Below are 18,186 nucleotides of genomic sequence, written 5' to 3'. Positions count from 1 at the left end.
CTCCGATTCACCCCAATGGACGGGCGCTCGGAGTGACCGGGGGGTGTGAGGGGGGCGCTTTCGCCCCCTCGACTTCGCGTCGCGATCACCCGGGATCTACCGTCGGAGCATGGGCAGCGGGGACCGGTCGAAACTGGTGAGAATCTGTGATCAGGCTGGCCGGCCGCGGGGGACCGGATTCGTCGCGGACGACCGGGGCACGGTCGTCACCAGCCATCAGGCCGTCGCACGCTCCGTCCCTCTGACCCTGCACGCCCCCGACGGCCGCAGCTGCACCGTCGGCCACGGCGACATCACCGCCCTGCCCGCCCTCGGCCTCGCCCTGCTGCGCACCGGCGGCCCCGAGGCCCTCGGTGTGGAGCCGCTCCCCATCGCCGTGCGCGAAGAGGTCGGGACCGGCACCTATGTGCGGATCGCCGCCCACGGCTGGCGCGAGGCACGGGTGCTCGGGGCGACCCCCGCGGTCTACAGCGAGGGCGGACGCGACCACGAGGTCCCCGAGGCGCTGGAGCTCGCCATGGGCACGGACGGGCGCGACGCGCTGCGGTCCGGCGGGGCAGCCGTCGGAGGGCCCGTCACCGACCCGCGCACCGGAGCCGTCCTGGGCGTGCTCTCCACCGCCCTGCGCGCCGGACACGAGGCCGCGGGGCTCGCGGTCCCGCTGTCCGGCGAGGACGTCCCGGGGCCGCTGGCGGAGGTGCTCCGGCGCAACGCGAGCGGCGTCCCCGGATACGGCTGTGACCTCAACCTCGCGGGCGCGCTCCAGCTGACCGCCACCTCGCTCGGCCACGCCGACGGCCGCCCCTGCCCCACGGAGGCCGTCGAACGCCCCCGCGTCAGCGCGGAGTTCACCGCCTTCGAGACCGGCACCGGGCCCGTGCTCGGCCTGGTCGGCACTCCGGGGACCGGCCGGACCACCGAGCTGGCCGCCCTGGCCGCCCGCAGGGCCCGCGGGCCCGTCCCCGCGCTCACGCTCTGGCTGCGCGGAGCCGATCTGCTGGCCGACGACACCTCGGTCACCGACGCGATGGACCGGGCCCTGCAACGCTCCGGGCGCATTCTCACCGCCGCCGGGGCCCGGGGCGACATGGCGTCCGCGACCCCCGAGCGGGTGGCCGCCCTCGCCTCGGAGTCCGGGAGCCCACTGCTCGTCGTCGTGGACGGCCCCGAGGAAATGCCGCCCCTGCTGGCCCACCGGCTCGCCGGCTGGACCAGGGCGAGCGCCGGATGGCTCCGGGCCCACGGCGTGCGGATGGTCGTCGCCTGCCGCCCCGAGCACTGGGAGACCGCGGGCGCGCTCTACCCCCCGGACGCCCTCCACACCCCGGAGCGGCCCGCCGGAGGGCTGCCGCCCGCCGTCCGGCTCGGCGACCTCACCGCCGACCAGGCCGAACGGGCCAGGGAGCGCTACGGCATCCCGCCCGGCACCCTCGCGCCCGGCCACGACCGGCACCCCCTCACCCTGCGCCTGCTCGCCGAGGTGCGCGAGGCACTGCCCCCCGACGTGCCCGGCAGGCCCGGCACCGAGGAGGTCTTCGCCGCACACCTGGACCTCAGCTGCGTCCGCATCGCCGTCCGGATCGGAGCGCAGGCCGAGCCCCGGCTCCGGGGCACGGCGGTCCGCAGACTGGCGGCGAAGGTGGCGGGCCAGGTCCACGAGGCGGCCAGGCGCTGCCTCGGCCCCGGCCAGGGCGAGCTGGACCGGGCGGCCTTCGAGGAGATCTTCCCCTGGCGCACGGGATGGGCCTCGGCAGTCCTCACCGAAGGGCTCCTGGTGCCGGCAGGCGCGGGATACCGCTTCGCCCACGAGGAGCTGGGCGACTGGGTCCAGGGAGCCCATCTGGACCTGGACGCCGCGCTGCACTCCCTGGTCCACCGCTGGCACGGCGAGGGGGCGCGGCAGGAGGCCGGGGAAGCCGCACCGGAGGAGTTCACCGGGGAACCCCGCAACCTCCCCGTACCCCGCCATCGCATCGGCCCGGTGATCCAGGCCATGCTGCTGCTGGAGCGGCGGCAGGGGTCCGCCGCGCTGGCCCACCGGATGGCCGACCTCATCGAGGCGATGGACCGGCTCTCCGCGGGCACGGGCACCGGAACCCGGCACTCCGACGCCGCGTGGTGGGCGGCCCACCTGCTGCGGGAGAGCCTGCTCAGGGTGCCCGACGCCCGGCCGTGCCTCGGCGTCCTGCGGGTGCTCACCGGGCGGATCACCCGGCGGTCCCTGTCCGCCCGCGGCCCTGAGGCACTCGGTCCCTACGGTGAGTTCGGCCCCTGGTTCTGGCGCCGCGTCCGGCTGCCCGAGGACGACCGGATCGACCTCCTGCGCAGGCTCCTGCCCGCCGACGCGGCCCCGCGCCCTGCCGGCGGCGAACGCTATCTGGACGCCGTGTCCCGGCGTCTCGCCGCCCGGCCCAGGACCGTGCAGCCGCTGCTCTGCCGCTGGTTCGCCGACGAGAGCCCCCTGCCCGCCCAGGAGGGCGCGCCGGGGCGGCTCACCGTGGCCGCCGCCGCCCAGGCCCTGCTGTACGCCCGCCGCGACCTGGCCCTCGACGACCTCACCGAGGCGCTCGTCGACACCTCCCACCCCCGCGCCGTCGAGCTGCTCGCCGCCCTCGCCGAGGACGAGCCGGCCGCGTTCTGCCGGGCCGTCGACCGGTGGGCCCGCGACGAGGAGCGCCCCGCGCGCCGGGCCGCGGCAGCCGCCCACGCCACGCTCACCGACGGCCGCGCCCTCGCCGACGCCGACCGGGCCCTGCTGCGGGGCGCGGCGCTCACGCTGCTGGCCCGCCCGGACGACAGCGCCCTCCACGCGCAGGCGCTCACCGTCCTCGTACGCGATCCCGGGACCGGGGGCCGCTATCTGCCGCAGGCCCTGCGCGCCTTCGCCGCCGGGGACCCCCGGCTGCCGCTGTCCCTGCTGACCGACGTGTTCCCCGAGCATCCCGAGCCCGTGCTGGCCGCGCTGCGCGCCCGTCTGTCGCTGCCGGGGGAGGCCGCCGACGACGTACTGCGCGAGCTGGCGGGGCTCGGCACCCCCGCGCTGGCGCTGCACGCCCCCGGCCTCGTACGCCAGTACATCGACAGCCGTCCCGGCGACGGGGGCGGTGCCCGGACCGCCGCCTACGTGGAACGCAGGCTGGAGCACAGCCCCGCCGCCCGTGCCCTGCTGCTGCCCCTGATGACCGGGCTGCTGCGGGACCGCCCGGCCCCGCCGCCGGTGCGCGCGGCGCTGGCCCGGGTGCTGGCCGCGCCGGGCAGTCCCGCGTCGAGGCCGCTGCGGGCCGAGCTGCTGGAGGTCCTGCTGGAGTTCGAGCAGGACACCGGGCGGGACCCCGAGGTCCTCGAAGCCCTGCTGCGGGCCGCCGCGGCCGGGTCCGGGCGCCGCCCCGAGGCCCGCACCAGGGCTCTGGTGCACCGCACCGGGATGCTGCTCGTCCGCACACCCGAGGGCGCCGGACGTTTCGACCGCGCCCTGGTGGAAATCGCCCGGGAGATCCCCGGATTCGCCGCCCTCGTCACCCGGTGGCTGGCCGAGGCCCCGCAGGAATGGGCCGCCGTCGTCGGGCCCGGTGCCCGGCGGACGGTCGAGGCCCTGGGCGTGCCGCGACCTGCGATGCCGGTGCCGATGCAGGCCGCGGGACGTGAGCATGGCAGTCTTAGACCTGCGTAATGGACATACACACGTACACAGGTTCGGGCGAGGAGCGGTCACAGTGCAGTGCTGGCGTGGCTTGGAGGACATCCCCGAGGGCTGGGGACGCAGCGTCGTCACCATCGGCTCCTACGACGGCGTGCACCGCGGACACCAGCTGATCATCGGCCGGGCCGTCGAACGGGCACGTGAGCTCGGCGTTCCCTCCGTCGTCGTCACCTTCGACCCGCACCCCAGCGAGGTCGTGCGCCCCGGCACGCACCCCCCGCTGCTCGCCCCGCACCAGCGGCGCGCCGAGCTGATGGCGGAGCTGGGCGTGGACGCGGTGCTGATCCTGCCGTTCACCGCCGCGTTCTCGCAGCTCTCGCCCGCCGACTTCATCGTGAAGGTCCTCGTCGACAAGCTGCACGCGCGGCTGGTCATCGAGGGCCCCAACTTCCGCTTCGGACACCGGGCGGCGGGCAACGTCACGTTCCTCGCCGAGCTCGGTCCGACGTACGACTACGAGGTCGAGGTCATCGACCTCTACGTCAGCGGTGAGGCGGGCGGCGGCGAGCCGTTCTCCTCCACCCTCACCCGCCGGCTGATCGCCGAGGGTGACGTCCGGGGGGCCGCGGAGATCCTCGGCCGCCCGCACCGCGTCGAGGGCATCGTGGTGCGCGGTGCGCAGCGCGGGCGGGACCTCGGCTTCCCCACGGCGAATGTGGAGACCCTGCCGCACACCGCGATCCCCGCGGACGGCGTCTACGCCGGCTGGCTGACCGTGGACGGCGAGGCGATGCCCGCCGCGATCTCCGTCGGCACGAACCCCCAGTTCGACGGCACGGAGCGGACCGTCGAGGCGTACGCGATCGACCGCGTCGGCCTCGATCTGTACGGGCTGCACGTCGCCGTGGACTTCCTCGCCTATGTGCGCGGCATGCTGAAGTTCGACTCGATCGACGACCTGCTCGTGGCGATGGCCGCCGATGTGAAGCGGTCCAGCGAGCTCGTCGCGGCGTACGAACGGCGCTGACCCTCCTGTGGTGCGCACGCCGGCACCGGGGCATCGTCGGGGGTAGGACCCGTCGAGCCGGGAGGACGCGTGCGTGAACTGCTGTCGGAACTGCGCGACTGGGACGCGGCCGGTACCCCCTTCGCCCTCGCCACCGTCGTCGCGGTGCGGGGCAGCGCGCCGCGCGCACCGGGGGCCGTGATGGCGGTGACCGCCACCGGGCAGGTGGCGGGCAGCGTCTCCGGCGGATGCGTGGAGAGCGATGTGTACGAGGTCGCCACCGAGGCGATCGGCACGGGCCTCGCGCGGCTGCGCACCTACGGCATCAGTGACGACGAGGCCTTCGGAGCGGGACTGACCTGCGGCGGCACGATCGACGTCCTGGTGCGGCCGTACACCGCCCCGGCCGACCGGGCACTCCTGCGGGACCTCGTCGCCGCCATCGGCGCCGGGAAGCCCGTCGCGCTCGCCACCACGGTGTCCGGAGCCGCTCCGACGGGCGCCGGGCGGGTGGTCCTGGCCGACCGGGTCAGCGGTTCGCTCGGCGACGAGGGGCTCGACGCCGCCGTCACCGACGACGCGCGCGGGCTGCTCGCCCAGGGGGTCACGGGCAGCATCGGCTACGGCCCGCACGGCGAGCGCCGCATGCAGGACGTCACCGTCTTCGTCCAGACGTACGCCCCCGCGCCCCGCATGCTGGTCTTCGGCGCCATCGACCACGCGGCGGCCACCGCGCGGATCGGGTCCTTCCTCGGCTACCGGGTGACGGTCTGCGACGCCCGGCCCGCCTTCGCGACCCGGGAGCGCTTCCCGACGGCCGACGAGGTGGTCTGCGCCTGGCCGCACACCTATCTGGAGTCGACCGAGGTGGACGCGCGCACGGTCGTGTGCGTCCTGACGCACGACCCGAAGTTCGACGTACCCCTGCTGGCCGCAGCGCTGCGCACCCCGGCGGCGTACATCGGCGTGATGGGCAGCCGGCGCACCCACGCCGACCGGACGGCCCGGCTGCGGGAGGCCGGGGTGGACGACGCGGCGCTGGCCCGGCTGGCCTCCCCGGTGGGCCTCGACCTCGGAGCCCGCACACCGGAGGAGACGGCGGTGTCCATCGCCGCCGAGATCATCCAGCACCGCTGGGGCGGCACGGGCCGCCCGCTCGGCGATCTGACCGGCGCGATCCACCGGGACCGATGAGTTCCGGCCGGTCCGGAGGTCGTTTCACCAAGAACATCCGCAGACCGACCCGCCCGCCGCTGAAGGAGACGCCGTGGCCAAGCTCATCTACTCCATGATCACCTCGCTCGACGGCTATGCCGAGGCGGCGGAGGGAGGCCTCGGCACCGGGGCCGAGGACCCGGAGGTGCACACCTTCGTCAACGACCTCTTCCGCCCCGTCGGCACCTACCTCTACGGCCGGCGGATGTACGAGACGATGGTCTACTGGGAGACCGCGCACACCGAGCCCGGCCGGCCGCCGCACATCCTGCAGTACGCCCGCGACTGGCAGGCCGCCGAGAAGGTCGTGTACTCCACGACGCTCGACTCGGTGTCCAGCGCGCGGACCAGGATCGAGCGGACCTTCGATCCGGACGCGGTCCGCCGGCTCAAGGCCGAGGCGGACGCCGACCTCACCGTCGACGGCCCGAACCTCGCCGCCCAGGCCATCGCGGCAGGCCTGGTCGACGAGTACCACCTGTTCATCACCACGAGCGTGGTCGGCGGCGGGAAACGGTTCTTCCCCGACGGCGTGCGCCTCGACCTCGAACTCGTCGAGGAGCGCGCCTTCGCCGCGAGTGGGCTGATCTACGCCCGCTACCGGACCCGCTGAGGAGCACCGGCCTCAGCTCGCCGGCAACTCGACGCTCTCACCGCACGCCGCCGCCCAGTGGCACGCCACCTGGGCGTCCCCGCCGCCGTTCAGCAGCGGCAGATCCACCGTGCGGCAGGACTCCGCCACCCCCGCGCGCTCCGCCTCGCCCGAGGCGAGGACCTGGCAGCGGGCGTGGAAGCGGCAGCCGGACGGGACCTTCGAGGGGTCCGGCGCTTCGCCCGTCAGGATCACCGGCTCGCCGTCCGCCTCGGGCAGCACGGACAGCAGCGCCCGGGTGTACGGATGCCGGGGAGCCGTGAGGATCTGCTCCACGTCGCCCGTCTCCACGATCCGGCCGAGATACATCACCGCCACCCGGTCCGCGATGTTCCAGGCCAGCCCCAGGTCGTGCGTGACCACCAGCGCCGACAGGCCCAGCTCGTCGCGCAGCCGCAGCAGCAGCGCCAGGATCTCGCCCCGCACGGACGCGTCCAGCGAGGCCACGGGCTCGTCCGCGACGATGAGCTCCGGCTCCAGGACCAGCGCGCCCGCGATCACCACACGCTGGCGCTGGCCGCCGGACAGCTCGTGCGGATAGCGCAGGAAGAACCGCTCCGGAGGCCGTAGCCCCGCCCGCGCCAGCGCCCCGGACACGGCGGCCCGCTCGTCGCCCGCGTACCCGTGGATGCGCAGGCCCTCCGCCACCGCGTCGTAGACCGTGTGACGGGGGTTCAGGGAGCCGCTGGGGTCCTGGAGGACCAGCTGCACCCGCTTGCGGTACGCCTTGAGCGCCCGGCCCGCGTAGTCGAGGGGCTCGCCTCCGAAGGTGACCCGCCCCTCGGTGGGGGGCACCAGGCCCAGCAGGGACCTGGCCAGCGTGGTCTTGCCGCAGCCGGACTCCCCGACCAGGGCGACGATCTCGCCGGGGCGGATGTCGAGGTCCACCCCGTCGACCGCCCGCGCGGTCGCCGCCCCGCGCCGGCCGGGGAAGGCGACCTTCAGCGCCTGGGCACTGAGCAGGGGGGCCGGGGGAGTGGTCGTCATGAGGTGCTCCTTGCTTCCGCCGTGCCGTCGAGCTCTTCCCCGCCGCCATCCGCTTCCCCGGCGAAGCCGAGAGCCTGTTCCGTGCCGCCGCGAGCGTCCGCCGTACCGCCGTGCGCCGCTCCCGTGCCGCCCGTGGAGCCGGGCCCCACCAGCACACAGGCCGCCCGCCGGCCGGGGCCCGCGGCCCGCAGCTCCTGGTCCTCGGTCGCGCAGCTGTTCAGCGCCACGGAGCAGCGCGGGTGGAACGTACAGCCGGAGGGCAGCGCCGACGGGTCGGGCGGGTCGCCCGGCAGACCGCGCGGCGCGTGCCGGGAGGAGAGGTCGCCGATCCGCGGGAAGGCGGCCGACAGGGCCCTGCCGTAGGGGTGCCTGGCGTTCTCGTACACCTGCTTGGCCGGGCCCTCCTCGACGACCCGGCCCGCGTACATCACCGACAGCCGGTCGCAGGTGTCGGAGAGCACCGCGAGGTCGTGGCTGATCATGATCAGGCCGAGGTCCTGGTCGGCGACGAGCTTCTCGATCAGCCGCAGGATCTGCGCCTGGATCATCACGTCCAGCGCCGTGGTGGGTTCGTCGGCGATGATCAGCCGGGGGTCGCAGGCCAGCGCCATGGCGATCATCACGCGCTGGCGCTGACCGCCCGACAGCTCGTGCGGATAGGCGTCCGCGCGGGCGGCCGGAAGCCCCACCTGCTCCAGCAGCTCACCGGCGCGCTTCCTCGCCGCCGCCGGGGCAGCCCTGCCGTGCAGCACGATCGGTTCGGCGATCTGGTCCCCGATGCGGTGCACGGCGTTCAGCGAGTGCATGGCGCCCTGGAAGACGATCGACGCCCCCGCCCAGCGCACCGCGCGCAGCCGCCCCCACTTCATGGTCAGGACGTCCTCGCCGTCCAGCAGGATCTCGCCGCTCAGCGTCGCGGACGCGGGCAGCAGCCGCAGCAGCGCCAGCGCCAGCGTCGACTTCCCGCAGCCGGACTCCCCGGCGATACCGAGCTTCTGGCCCGCCTCGACCCGTAGGTCCACACCCCGCACGGCGGGGACGGCCGAGTCCCCCGAGCCGTAGGTGATGTGCAGGTCCCGGACGTCGAGCAGGGGCTGCCCGGTCTCCGGCTTCGGTACGGTCTCGGTCTTCACCGCGGTCAACGGGACACCCCCAGCTTGGGGTTGAGCACGGACTCGATCGTGCGGCCGCACAGCGTGAACGCGAGCGCGACCACCGCGATGGCGAGTCCGGGCGGAGCGAGGTACCACCAGTTGCCGGAGCTGACCGCCCCGGCCTCACGGGCGTCCTGGAGCAGTCCGCCCCAGGAGACGATCGTGGGATCGCCGAGCCCGAGGAAGGCGAGGGTCGCCTCGGTGAGGATGGCGGTGGAGATCACCAGCGTGGTCTGCGCGAGCACCAGCGGCATCACATTGGGCAGGACGTGACGGGACATGATGTGGCCGTGCCCGCCCCCGAGCGCCTGGGAGCGCTCGATGTACGGACGGGACTCCACGGACAGCGTCTGGGCGCGCACCAGACGCGCGGTCGTCGGCCAGGTCGTCACCCCGATGGCGAGGACCGTCGTCCAGAGGGACCGCGAGAGCACGGTCGCCAGCGCGATGGCGAGCACCAGCGTCGGCATCACCAGGAACCAGTCGGTGATCCGCATGACGACATTGCCGTACCAGCCCTTGAAGTGGCCGGCCGTGATGCCCACCAGGGTCCCGATGGCCACCGACAGGAACGCGGCGAGCAGGCCCACCGTCAGCGAGACCCGCGCCCCCCACACCAGCAGCGCGAGCAGGCTGCGGCCGAACTGGTCCGTGCCGAGCGGGAACTCGGCGCTCGGCGCCTCCAGCGCACTGCCCGGCGCCTCGGTGACGCTCTGGGAGTCCGCGCCCACCAGCACCGGGGCGGCCAGCGCGATCAGGGCGATCAGCGCGAGCACGGCGAGGCCCGCCAGGCCGGACCTGTGGGCGCGGTACTGCCGCCAGAAGCGGGCCGCCGCCTGGCGGCGACGGGCCCAGGTGATCGCGCGCGGGCTCAGGGCCGGCGCGGCGTCGGTCGTTGCTGTCATCGGCCCACCCGGGGATCGAGGAGCGGATAGATCACGTCGGCGAGCGTGTTCATCAGGATCACCGCGGCGGCGAAGATGAAGAAGAGCGCCTGCACCAGCGGCAGATCGGGCACGCTCAGCGCCTGGTAGAAGAGCCCGCCGAGGCCCGGCCAGGAGAACACCGTCTCCACCAGGATGGCGCCCGCCACCGTGTTGCCCAGGTTGACGAAGAGCAGCGTCACGGTCGGCAGCATCGCGTTGGGGACGGCGTGCCGGCGGCGTACGAGGTCGTCGCGCAGCCCCTTCGCACGGGCCGTCGTCAGATAGTCGCTGCCCATCTCGTCGAGCAGCGAGGAGCGCATCACCAGAAGGGTGCGCGCGTACTCGACGGCGACGAGGGTGACGACCGGCAGGACCAGGTGGTGGGCCACGTCGAGGACGTAGCCGAAGCCGCTGGAGTCACCGGACTCCATCCCGCCGGTCGGGAACAGCCCCGGGACGGGCCCGATGCCCACCGACAGGGTGATGATCAGCAGCAGGCCGAGCCAGAACGACGGCACCGAGTACAGCGTCAGGGCGAAGGCCGTGTGGAAGCGGTCGCCCGCCGAGCCGTTGCGCCAGGCGGACCTGGCGCCCAGCCAGATGCCGATGACGGTGTAGATGACGAAGGCGGTGCCGGTGAGCAGCAGCGTCGCGGGCAGCGCCTCGGAGATCTTGTCCATGACGGGCGCGCGGAACTGGTACGACGTACCGAAGTCGCCGGTCAGGGCCTTGCCGCAGTAGTCGGTGAACTGCTGCCAGAGCGGCAGGTCCAGGCCGAATTCCTTGCGCATCGCGGCGATCTGTTCGGTCGACACCTGCCGGCCGCCGGTCATGTGCTTGACCGGGTCGCCGGGGATCAGCCGGAACAGGAAGAAGCTGGTGACGAGCACGGCGAACAGCGAGACGGCCGCACCGGCCAGCTTGCCCGCCGCATAGCGGAGGTACGCGGTCGTGCTGCGGGCGCGTGGACTGCGGGCCGACGGCCCGGCCGGAGCCGGGCCGTCGGTCTGGACAGCGTCCACGCCCGCCGCGCCCTTCAGGAGCGCGGGAGTGCTTTCTGTGCTCATGGACTATTCACGGTCTTCCGCGGTGGAACGACGACGCATGGCGAACAGCAGCCCGCCACCGGCGAGGACGACTACGGCGATACCGACACCGACGAGGACACCGGTGGAGCTGCCGCTGTCGCCGGACGAACCGTCCGACGCACCGGCGGCCGGGACGGCCGACCACCAGCTCCAGTAACCGTCCTGACCGAAGATGTTGCCCCCGTCCGACGGCATGGTCGTGATCGACTTGATCTGGTCCGTGCGGTAGGCCTCGACGGCATTCGGGTACGCCATGACGTTCATGTACCCCGTGTCGTACAGCCGCGACTCCATCTGCTTCACGAGATCGGCCCGTTTGGCGGGGTCGTACTCCGCCAGCTGCTTCGCGTAGAGCTCGTCGTACTGCTTGTCGCAGATGAAGTTGTCGGTCTGCGCGGTCTCCTTCGCCTTGGACGGCAGAGCGGCGCAGGTGTGGATCGACATGACGAAGTCGGGGTCGGGGTTGACGGACCAGCCGTCGAAGGCGAGGTCGTACTCACCCGAGTACCAGGGGTCGGAGACGTTGTCGCGGCAGTCGACCTTCAGGCCGATGCCCAGATCGCCCCACCACTCCTGGAGGTACTTGCCGATCGCCTTGTCGTTCGGGTCCGTGGCATGGCACAGGATGCGGAAGTCGAGCGGCTTGCCGTCCTTGCCGGCCCGCTTGCCGTCGCTGTTCTTCTTGTACCCGGCCTCGTCGAGGAGGGCGCCGGCAGCGGCCGGGTCGTACGCCAGCTTCTGCTCGGCCGACGGCTTCCAGAAGTACGAGCCGTAGCGCGGCGGGATGTAACCCTCACCCTCTATGGCGTAACCCTGGAAGACCTTGTCGATGATGGTCGTGCGGTCCACGGCCATGAAGAGGGCCTGACGGACCTTCTGGTCCAGCAGCGCCGCGTGGCCGTCGCCGAACTTCTGGCCGTCCTTGGTCCGCGCGCCCGGGTTGGTGGCCAGCGCGTAGAAGCGCCGGCCGGGCGCGTCGTTCACCTTGATGTTCTCGGCGCTCTTCAGCGACGCGGCCTGAGCGGGCGTCAGGCTCGGGCTGCCGGCGACGAAGGAAACTTCACCCTTTCGGAGGGCGGCGACGGCCGCGTCCTGGTCCTTGTAGTACCGGAAGACGAGCTCGTCGAACTTGGGCGCGCCCCGCCAGAAGTCCTTGTTGGCCTTGAGCTTCACATAGCTGTCGACCTTGAAGTCCGTCAGGATGAAGGGCCCGTTGCCGACGATCGGGAACTTCGTGTCGTTGTTGAACTTCGAGAAGTCGCCGACCTTCTCCCAGACGTGCTTGGGAACGATGGGCACGTCCAGCGCCGTCATCGTGGCCTGAGGCTGCTTCAGCTCTACGACCAGCTTGTCCGGGCTGGGAGCGGTCACCTTCTTGAAGTTGGCGACGAAGCTGCCGTTCGAGGTGGCGGCACCCTCGTCGGTCATCATCTTGTTGAAGGTCCACGCCGCGTCCTCGGCGGTGGCCTTCTCACCGTCCGTCCACTTCGAGTCGTCCCGGATGGTGTACGTCCACGTCAACTTGTCCGGGGAGGCCTCCCACTCGGTGGCGAGGCCCGGGATCGTGCGGCTGTCCTTGGCGTCGTAGTTGGTGAGGTAGTCGTACATCAGCCGGTGGATGCTCGTGGAGAGCAGCCGCTGCGCGAGGAACGGGCTCAGGGAGTCGACGCTCTGCGATACCGCGACCGTCAGGGTCGACTTCCCGTCGGCGGCCTGCGCTTCCTGTGGGGCGGGGGCGAGCGGATTTCCGGGGACGACCGATCCGGCGGCCAGCGCCAGGGCGGCGGCTCCGGAGGCGAGAAGGATACGCAGGCGGCCGTGGGGGCGGGAGGAGCGTGGAGGGAATCTTGTGACCATGGACGTGGACCTCGCGTCATGACTCGCACGGTGAAGGCGGGCAGATCTCTGGTTCGCCAGCTGGTGAAGCGAAGGTTTATCAGCGGCGGTCGAGTCGCGTCAACGGTCGGCGAAACCGCGTGTGGTCTGCGGGAATGCGATGAGGGCCCGCACCGTGTGGACGGTGCGGGCCCTCATTGGTTTAGACCTCTACTGCCTTACTGCTGAGGCGCCGAAGGCGGCTGCGGAGGGTGCTGCTGCCAGCCCGCCGGCGGAACGGGGCCTTGCAGTTCGAGCTGTCCGGGCTGATGTGCCTGGCCATCGTGGTGCGCGGGCGCGTGGGGCGGTCCGGCCGGGTGCGCGCCGGGCTGCGCCTGCGGGGGCGGAGACTGCTGCCAGCTGTTGTCCTGCGCGCCCTGACCGGGGTACGGCGGATAGGGCTGCTGGGGTGACGCGGGCTGCTGGGGCGGCTGCTGCCCGGGGTAGGGCTGCTGTCCCCCGTACGGCGGCTGGCCCGGGTAGGGCTGCTGCGGGGGATAGGGCTGTCCGGGCTGCGGCTGCTGCGGCGCGTACTGCCCCTGGCCGGGCACCTGCTGACCGGGCGTCTGCGCGCCCGGCATCGGCGGCGCGTACTGCGGCGGCTGGCTGCTGCCGTCCGACGTCCACAGGCCCTGCTGCTGCTGGGCCCGCGCGAAGTCCTCGGCGACGAGCGCCGAGAGGTTGAAGTAGGCCTCGCGGGTCTTCGGGCGCATCATGTCGAGGTCGACCTCGGCGCCCGCCGACAGATGCTCGTCGAACGGTACGACGACGACGCCCCGGCAGCGCGTCTCGAAGTGCTGCACGATGTCGTCGACCTTGATCATCTTGCCGGTCTCGCGGACACCGGAGATGACGGTCAGGGACCGCTGCACCAGGTCGGCGTAGCCGTGCGCCGACAGCCAGTCCAGCGTGGTGGACGCGCTGGAGGCGCCGTCGACGGACGGCGTGGAGATGATGATCAGCTGGTCGGCGAGGTCCAGCACACCACGCATCGCGCTGTAGAGCAGGCCGGTGCCCGAGTCGGTGAGGATGATCGGGTACTGCTTGCCCAGGACGTCGATCGCCCGGCGGTAGTCCTCGTCGTTGAAGGTCGTGGAGACGGCCGGGTCGACGTCGTTGGCGATGATCTCCAGACCGGAGGGCGCCTGCGAGGTGAAGCGGCGGATGTCCATGTACGAGTTGAGGTACGGGATCGCCTGGACCAGGTCGCGGATGGTGGCCCCGGTCTCGCGGCGCACGCGGCGGCCGAGCGTACCGGCGTCCGGGTTGGCGTCGATGGCGAGGATCTTGTCCTGCCGCTCGGTGGCCAGGGTGGCGCCCAGCGCGGTGGTCGTCGTGGTCTTGCCGACACCGCCCTTGAGGCTGATGACCGCGATCCGGTAGCAGGACAGCACCGGGGTGCGGATCAGGTCCAGCTTGCGCTGGCGCTCCAGCTCCTCCTTCTTGCCGCCCAGCTTGAAGCGGGAGGCGCCGGAGGGGGTGCGGCTGCTCTTGGCCTTCTGCTTGCCCCGGACCAGCCGGTCCGACGAGAGCTCCACGGCGGCCGTGTAACCGAGCGGAGCGCCCGGCACGGAGCGCTCGCGCTGGTCGTGCGTGACCGGGGTCGGCCAGGCGGCGCCGGTACGCGGGTCGACGGGCGGCTGCGGCTGGTACGCCTCGGGCTGGTGCGGCTGCTGCTGCGGGGCGGGCAGGTTCGGCGTGCCCTGGACGGGCTGCTGGGGGACCTGCGGCGGGAGCGGGGCGCCCTGCGCCGGGAGCGGGGCGCCCTGCGCCGGGAACTGCGGCGGCTGGGGAGCCTGCGGGGCGGGGAAGCCGTAACCGCTCTGAGGCTGCGCGGCGGGCGGCAGCTGGGGCGCGCCCTGGGCGGGGAACGGCTGCTGCTGCGGCGCCTGCGGGAAGCCGTAACCGCCCTGCGGCGGCGGGGTGTTGGGCGGTGCGGGCTGCTGGGGAGCCTGCTGCGCGGGGAGTGCGGGGTGCGCGGGCGCGGGGGGCTGCGGGAAGCCGTAGCCGCCCTGCGGCGCGGGCGCCTCGGGCCCCGCGGGCGGAGGCGGTGTCTGCGCGGGTGGGGGCGTCTGCGCGGGCCACTGGGCCGCGGGTTGCGGCACACCCGGTTGCGGCACACCCGGCTGCGGTGCGGCCGGCTGGAACGCGGGCGGAAGCGGCGGAAGCGCGCCGGGTGCGGGGGGCGCAGGGGACCACGGGGCCGGAACGTTCGACGGCGCGGCGTCCTGGGGTGCCGCGTCCTGCGGTGCGGCGTCCTGCGGTGCGGCGGTGGCCGGGAGCGCGTCGGCGGCGGGTGCGCCGGCCGGCGGGGTGTCCTGGGGAGCCTGGTCCGCCGGGGCGTCGGCGGACTCGTCCCCGGGTTCGCCGTCCGCGTCCGGGGCCTCGTCGTCCTCGGCCCGCACGGAGTCCCGTGCCGCGTCCGCGTCCGGGGCGGTCTCGCTCTCCTCCGGGCTCTCCTCGGAGTCCTGGTCCGCCTTCTCGCCCACGGGCGCCGACGGGCCGGCCGGGGCCGCGTCGTCGGACGGAGCCGCCTCGGGCGAGGGCACGGCCGCGCCGGCCGACGAGGACACCGCGGCCTCGGCGTCGGCCGCCGCCTCACGCTCGGCGATCTCCCGCTTCAGCGCGGCGGGGGAGAAGCGCATCGTCGCGCCGCTCTCCACATCGCCGCCGCCGAACGGGCCCGACGCGCCGGCCGGCTCGTCGGAAGAGGACGAGGGTGATGACGAGGACGCCGACACGGGCTCGGAGGACGAGGACGCCGACGGCGCGGACTGCTCGGGCGACGAGGCCGGCACGGCACTCGACGGCGCCGTACCGGACGGCGTGGCCGGCGGCCAGCCGCCGTCGAATCCGCCGGGAGCCGGCAGCCCCGGCACGGACAGCGGCGCCCCGTGCGGCGGCGGAGGAGGTGCCAGGTGCGTCCCGGCCCCGCCCGACGAGTCCCCCGACGCGTTCTGGGTGTACCAGGCGGGAGGGGTGTAGTCGATGGTGAACTCACCCGTCATCTCGGCGGGATCCGCGTCGGACGACTCGTCGACGGGTGTGTTCCATCCCCCGCGGATCTCGTCCCGATCGCCGTTCACTTTGCCTCCTGGTGTGGTCGAGCACCCTTGTGCCGTGGTGGGTGGGGGCGACCGTTCCCGTTGTCCGATCCGCCCGGCTCTCCCCCTTGCGACGCGCAGTGCCTGCCCGCAGGTTCCTCTGCCGCGCCCCTGCCCACCCTAATCGCCATGGGGCGCACAACGGCAGGCCGTATCGCAGGGGAAGAACTGTCCAGTAGGTCACGTCCCGCCACAAGTGAACCAAGTGTGAAGGCAGGGGCGGGTCGAAGTGGCCGAAAACGTACATCTATCCACAGGGAGCGGGCCGTTCCCCACACCGATCCCCGTGCCCGGCCCGTGCGCGGACCCGCCCCGCGCCGTGCGGCCCGCTCAATCCATCCGGCGCGCGCTGCCCAGCAGGCCGGACTCGGCGTCCGTCGCCTGGGTCATCACGAACTGCCGGTCCCGGTCCGTGCACCAGAGGGTGACCCCGTCGGCCAGGGTGGACAGCGCATGGGTCTCACCGGCCGGCAGATTCATGATCCGGCCGATCTGCGCGGCCTCGTCGGGAGACACCCGCTGCACACCGACGAGCGCGGACTTCTCCATCAGCCGGGGTGCCACCGGGCTCAGATAGGGCAGCAGGGTGACCACGGACTGCCAGGGGCCGGCCACCACCCGCCCGCGCGGCGGGCGCATCCCGCAGTCCCGGATCACGACCACCGGGGAGCCGGCCGACGCGCCCTGCGGCGGCACCCGCCCCACATCGTGCAGCGAGATGCACGGCTGGCCGCCGCCCGCCGCCTGCGCGAGAGCCGTCCAGGCCTGCGCGCGTCCGGTCTCCACCGCGATCCGCGCGCCCGTCGCCGCCGCCCGCAGCGCCAGCACCTGCGCGGTCCACAGCCCGCCGATCAGCGTGATCTCGTACGGGGTCGGCCGGTTGATGCCCAGCACCGCCGGACGGCCCTCCGCGTCCACCCCGATCACCGTGCCGTCGTCCCCGACGGGCACGGCCAGCGAGGCCAGTTCGTCGAAGGACACCGTGTGCCGGCCGCGGCGCGGGCCGATCAGACCGAAGCCCAGCCGGGACCGGGCGCTCGTGGTGGCGGACATCAGCGGGTACCCCCGAGCGGCAGCGTGGCGAGCACACCGGGCAGCTGCTCGCGGTCCAGCCGGACCAGCGAGGCCTTCACACCCCGTGCGGTGCGCTCCAGTTCATGACGGGCCGCGAGGAGCTCCTCGTCGCTGCGCCCGGTGATACGGACATGGCCCGTGACCGAGACCGCCGAGCGGTCGCCGTGGCCCAGGGTCAGGCTGAAGGTCGTGGCCAGCGCCGGGATCGACGTGAGCAGCGCGATCAGCTGCGGCATGGAGGCTCCGCCCCCGCCGAGGTGCGGCCAGCGGCTCACCCAGTAGCTGGTGTGCCACCGGTCGTCGCACCGCCAGGTGCGCGAGGTCTCCTCCGTGCGGCGGCCCGGCGTCTCCGACCGGCTGGCCTGCGCCATGGCCAGCGGGCTGACGCACGCCGACGTCGCGATGGCCGAGGTCAGTTCCTGCTCCGTCAGCACTGTCGCCCGGAACCCGGCACCCGTCAGCCGGCTCGCCAGCTGGTCGGCCGCGCGCACCGCGCACTTCTGCGCACCGGTGATCCCGCCGCCACGCGCCTCCACGGCCTCCGGGCAGAGCTCCGGGTCCAGCTTCAGAGCGATCCAGGTGATCCGCAGCGCCGGCGAACCCGTCTGCGCCTGCAGCGGTCCGTAGTTGCGCGCGGCCACCGACTGCGGCGGAAGGTGCGGGGCGGGAGCCGGCTGCGTGTGCTGCACGATCTGCGCCGACTCCAGCCGGATGCCGTCGACCTCCAGCACCTCCCGCACGAGGGCCAGAGGCAGCGGCCGTGCCGAACGGTCCGGCCGCAGAGCCGTGGCGTCCGACTCGACCTGGACGACGGCGGAGAGATACGTACCGTCGCCGATCAGCCCGACCGGGCGCCGGTCGCGGTCGCTGAAGGAGTAGGTGCGCAGGGCGGGTTCGCACTCCACGGCGGGCGCCAGCCCGGGCTCCGTGCCGACCGGGACCGTCAGCGTGGCCGCCCGGCGCGTACGGGTGCGCAGCGCGAGGACGGTGCCCAGCCACTCCGGCAGTGAGCGGCGGTGGCGGCGGACCACGGCGAGCAGCACCAGCGCCGCCGCGACGACACCGGCGGGCATGAGCAGCAGCGGCTCGATCACCCAGGCCGTCAGGAGCAGTGCCGCCGCGATTTCGATCAGTACGAGTTGTTGCAATCGGAACGAACCGATCTGTCCGGCACGTCCGTTCAGTCGCGGAGCCGTGGCGCCACCGGGGCCCTGGGGGCCGCTCGGAGACGTACGGGAACCGCGGCGGGAAGCCCCGGGGCGGCCCGTTCCGGGGCTCCCGGAGGGCTGTGTGTTCCCGGCCGGACGTGTCCGCGTCGCGGAAGCCATCATTCCGGCATTCCCCCGTTCATAAGGCCCCAACTCAACCCGACCGCCCCGCTCCCGCCGGGGCTTCGGCGGCTGGATCACCCTACCCGCCCCACCGGCACACGGGATCAGCAGGCATAGTAGGGGCCGGTCCGGCA

The 18,186-nt window shown here is 73.5% G+C and carries 12 protein-coding genes; 4 read left to right on the top strand and 8 right to left on the bottom strand.

Annotated elements, in window-relative coordinates; translation table 11 throughout:
- Positions 1-109 precede the first annotated feature (109 nt).
- From ACWCQM_RS00145 to ACWCQM_RS00130, 4 genes are all read left to right on the top strand, one after another.
- Positions 110-3,670 carry a trypsin-like peptidase domain-containing protein gene (locus ACWCQM_RS00145; protein WP_450913152.1) on the top strand — a complete coding sequence of 1,187 codons (3,561 nt, stop codon included), beginning with the start codon at positions 110-112 and terminating at the stop codon, positions 3,668-3,670.
- A gap of 43 nt (positions 3,671-3,713) precedes the next feature.
- Positions 3,714-4,667, top strand: a complete 954-nt coding sequence (locus ACWCQM_RS00140; RefSeq protein WP_450913151.1) for a bifunctional riboflavin kinase/FAD synthetase — start codon at positions 3,714-3,716, stop codon at positions 4,665-4,667.
- 69 nt (positions 4,668-4,736) lie between these two features.
- Positions 4,737-5,840 carry an XdhC family protein gene (locus tag ACWCQM_RS00135; protein ID WP_450913150.1) on the top strand — a complete coding sequence of 368 codons (1,104 nt, stop codon included), beginning with the start codon at positions 4,737-4,739 and terminating at the stop codon, positions 5,838-5,840.
- Between the two features lie 73 nt (positions 5,841-5,913).
- Complete coding sequence (locus ACWCQM_RS00130) at positions 5,914-6,474, top strand: dihydrofolate reductase family protein (RefSeq protein WP_450913149.1); 561 nt, start codon at positions 5,914-5,916, stop codon at positions 6,472-6,474.
- Between the two features lie 12 nt (positions 6,475-6,486).
- Here the strand turns inward: ACWCQM_RS00130 and ACWCQM_RS00125 are convergent, their stop codons facing one another.
- From ACWCQM_RS00125 to eccE, 8 genes are all read right to left on the bottom strand, one after another.
- Entirely contained in the window at positions 6,487-7,500 is a 1,014-nt protein-coding gene (locus tag ACWCQM_RS00125; protein ID WP_450913148.1) for an oligopeptide/dipeptide ABC transporter ATP-binding protein, read from the bottom strand.
- Positions 7,497-8,642, bottom strand: a complete 1,146-nt coding sequence (locus tag ACWCQM_RS00120) for an ABC transporter ATP-binding protein (protein WP_450913147.1) — start codon at positions 8,640-8,642, stop codon at positions 7,497-7,499. Before ACWCQM_RS00120 ends, ACWCQM_RS00125 begins: the two co-directional genes overlap by 4 nt.
- Positions 8,639-9,559, bottom strand: a complete 921-nt coding sequence (locus ACWCQM_RS00115) for an ABC transporter permease (RefSeq protein ID WP_450913146.1) — start codon at positions 9,557-9,559, stop codon at positions 8,639-8,641. Before ACWCQM_RS00115 ends, ACWCQM_RS00120 begins: the two co-directional genes overlap by 4 nt.
- Positions 9,556-10,647, bottom strand: a complete 1,092-nt coding sequence (locus tag ACWCQM_RS00110) for an ABC transporter permease (RefSeq protein ID WP_450913145.1) — start codon at positions 10,645-10,647, stop codon at positions 9,556-9,558. The genes ACWCQM_RS00115 and ACWCQM_RS00110 overlap by 4 nt, the downstream gene beginning before the upstream one ends.
- A gap of 3 nt (positions 10,648-10,650) precedes the next feature.
- A complete protein-coding gene (locus tag ACWCQM_RS00105; protein ID WP_450913144.1) occupies positions 10,651-12,525 on the bottom strand; it encodes an ABC transporter substrate-binding protein in 1,875 nt (624 codons plus the stop codon).
- A 197-nt stretch (positions 12,526-12,722) separates the two neighbouring features.
- Complete coding sequence (locus ACWCQM_RS00100) at positions 12,723-15,629, bottom strand: SCO5717 family growth-regulating ATPase (RefSeq protein ID WP_450913143.1); 2,907 nt, start codon at positions 15,627-15,629, stop codon at positions 12,723-12,725.
- Positions 15,630-15,977: 348 nt separating this feature from the next.
- Positions 15,978-16,700 (bottom strand): hypothetical protein, encoded by a 723-nt coding sequence (locus tag ACWCQM_RS00095; RefSeq protein WP_450913142.1) that lies wholly within the window; start codon positions 16,698-16,700, stop codon positions 15,978-15,980.
- The gene (gene eccE / locus ACWCQM_RS00090; RefSeq protein WP_450913621.1) at positions 16,700-18,049 is read right to left on the bottom strand and encodes a type VII secretion protein EccE; all 1,350 of its coding nucleotides are present in this window, start codon (positions 18,047-18,049) and stop codon (positions 16,700-16,702) included. The genes ACWCQM_RS00095 and eccE overlap by 1 nt, the downstream gene beginning before the upstream one ends.
- Positions 18,050-18,186 lie beyond the last annotated feature (137 nt).

This window comes from Streptomyces sp. NPDC002125 (assembly GCF_053593715.1).
The sequence above is the reverse complement of the archived record's forward strand: the minus strand, read 5'-3'. Positions and strand labels throughout refer to the sequence as shown.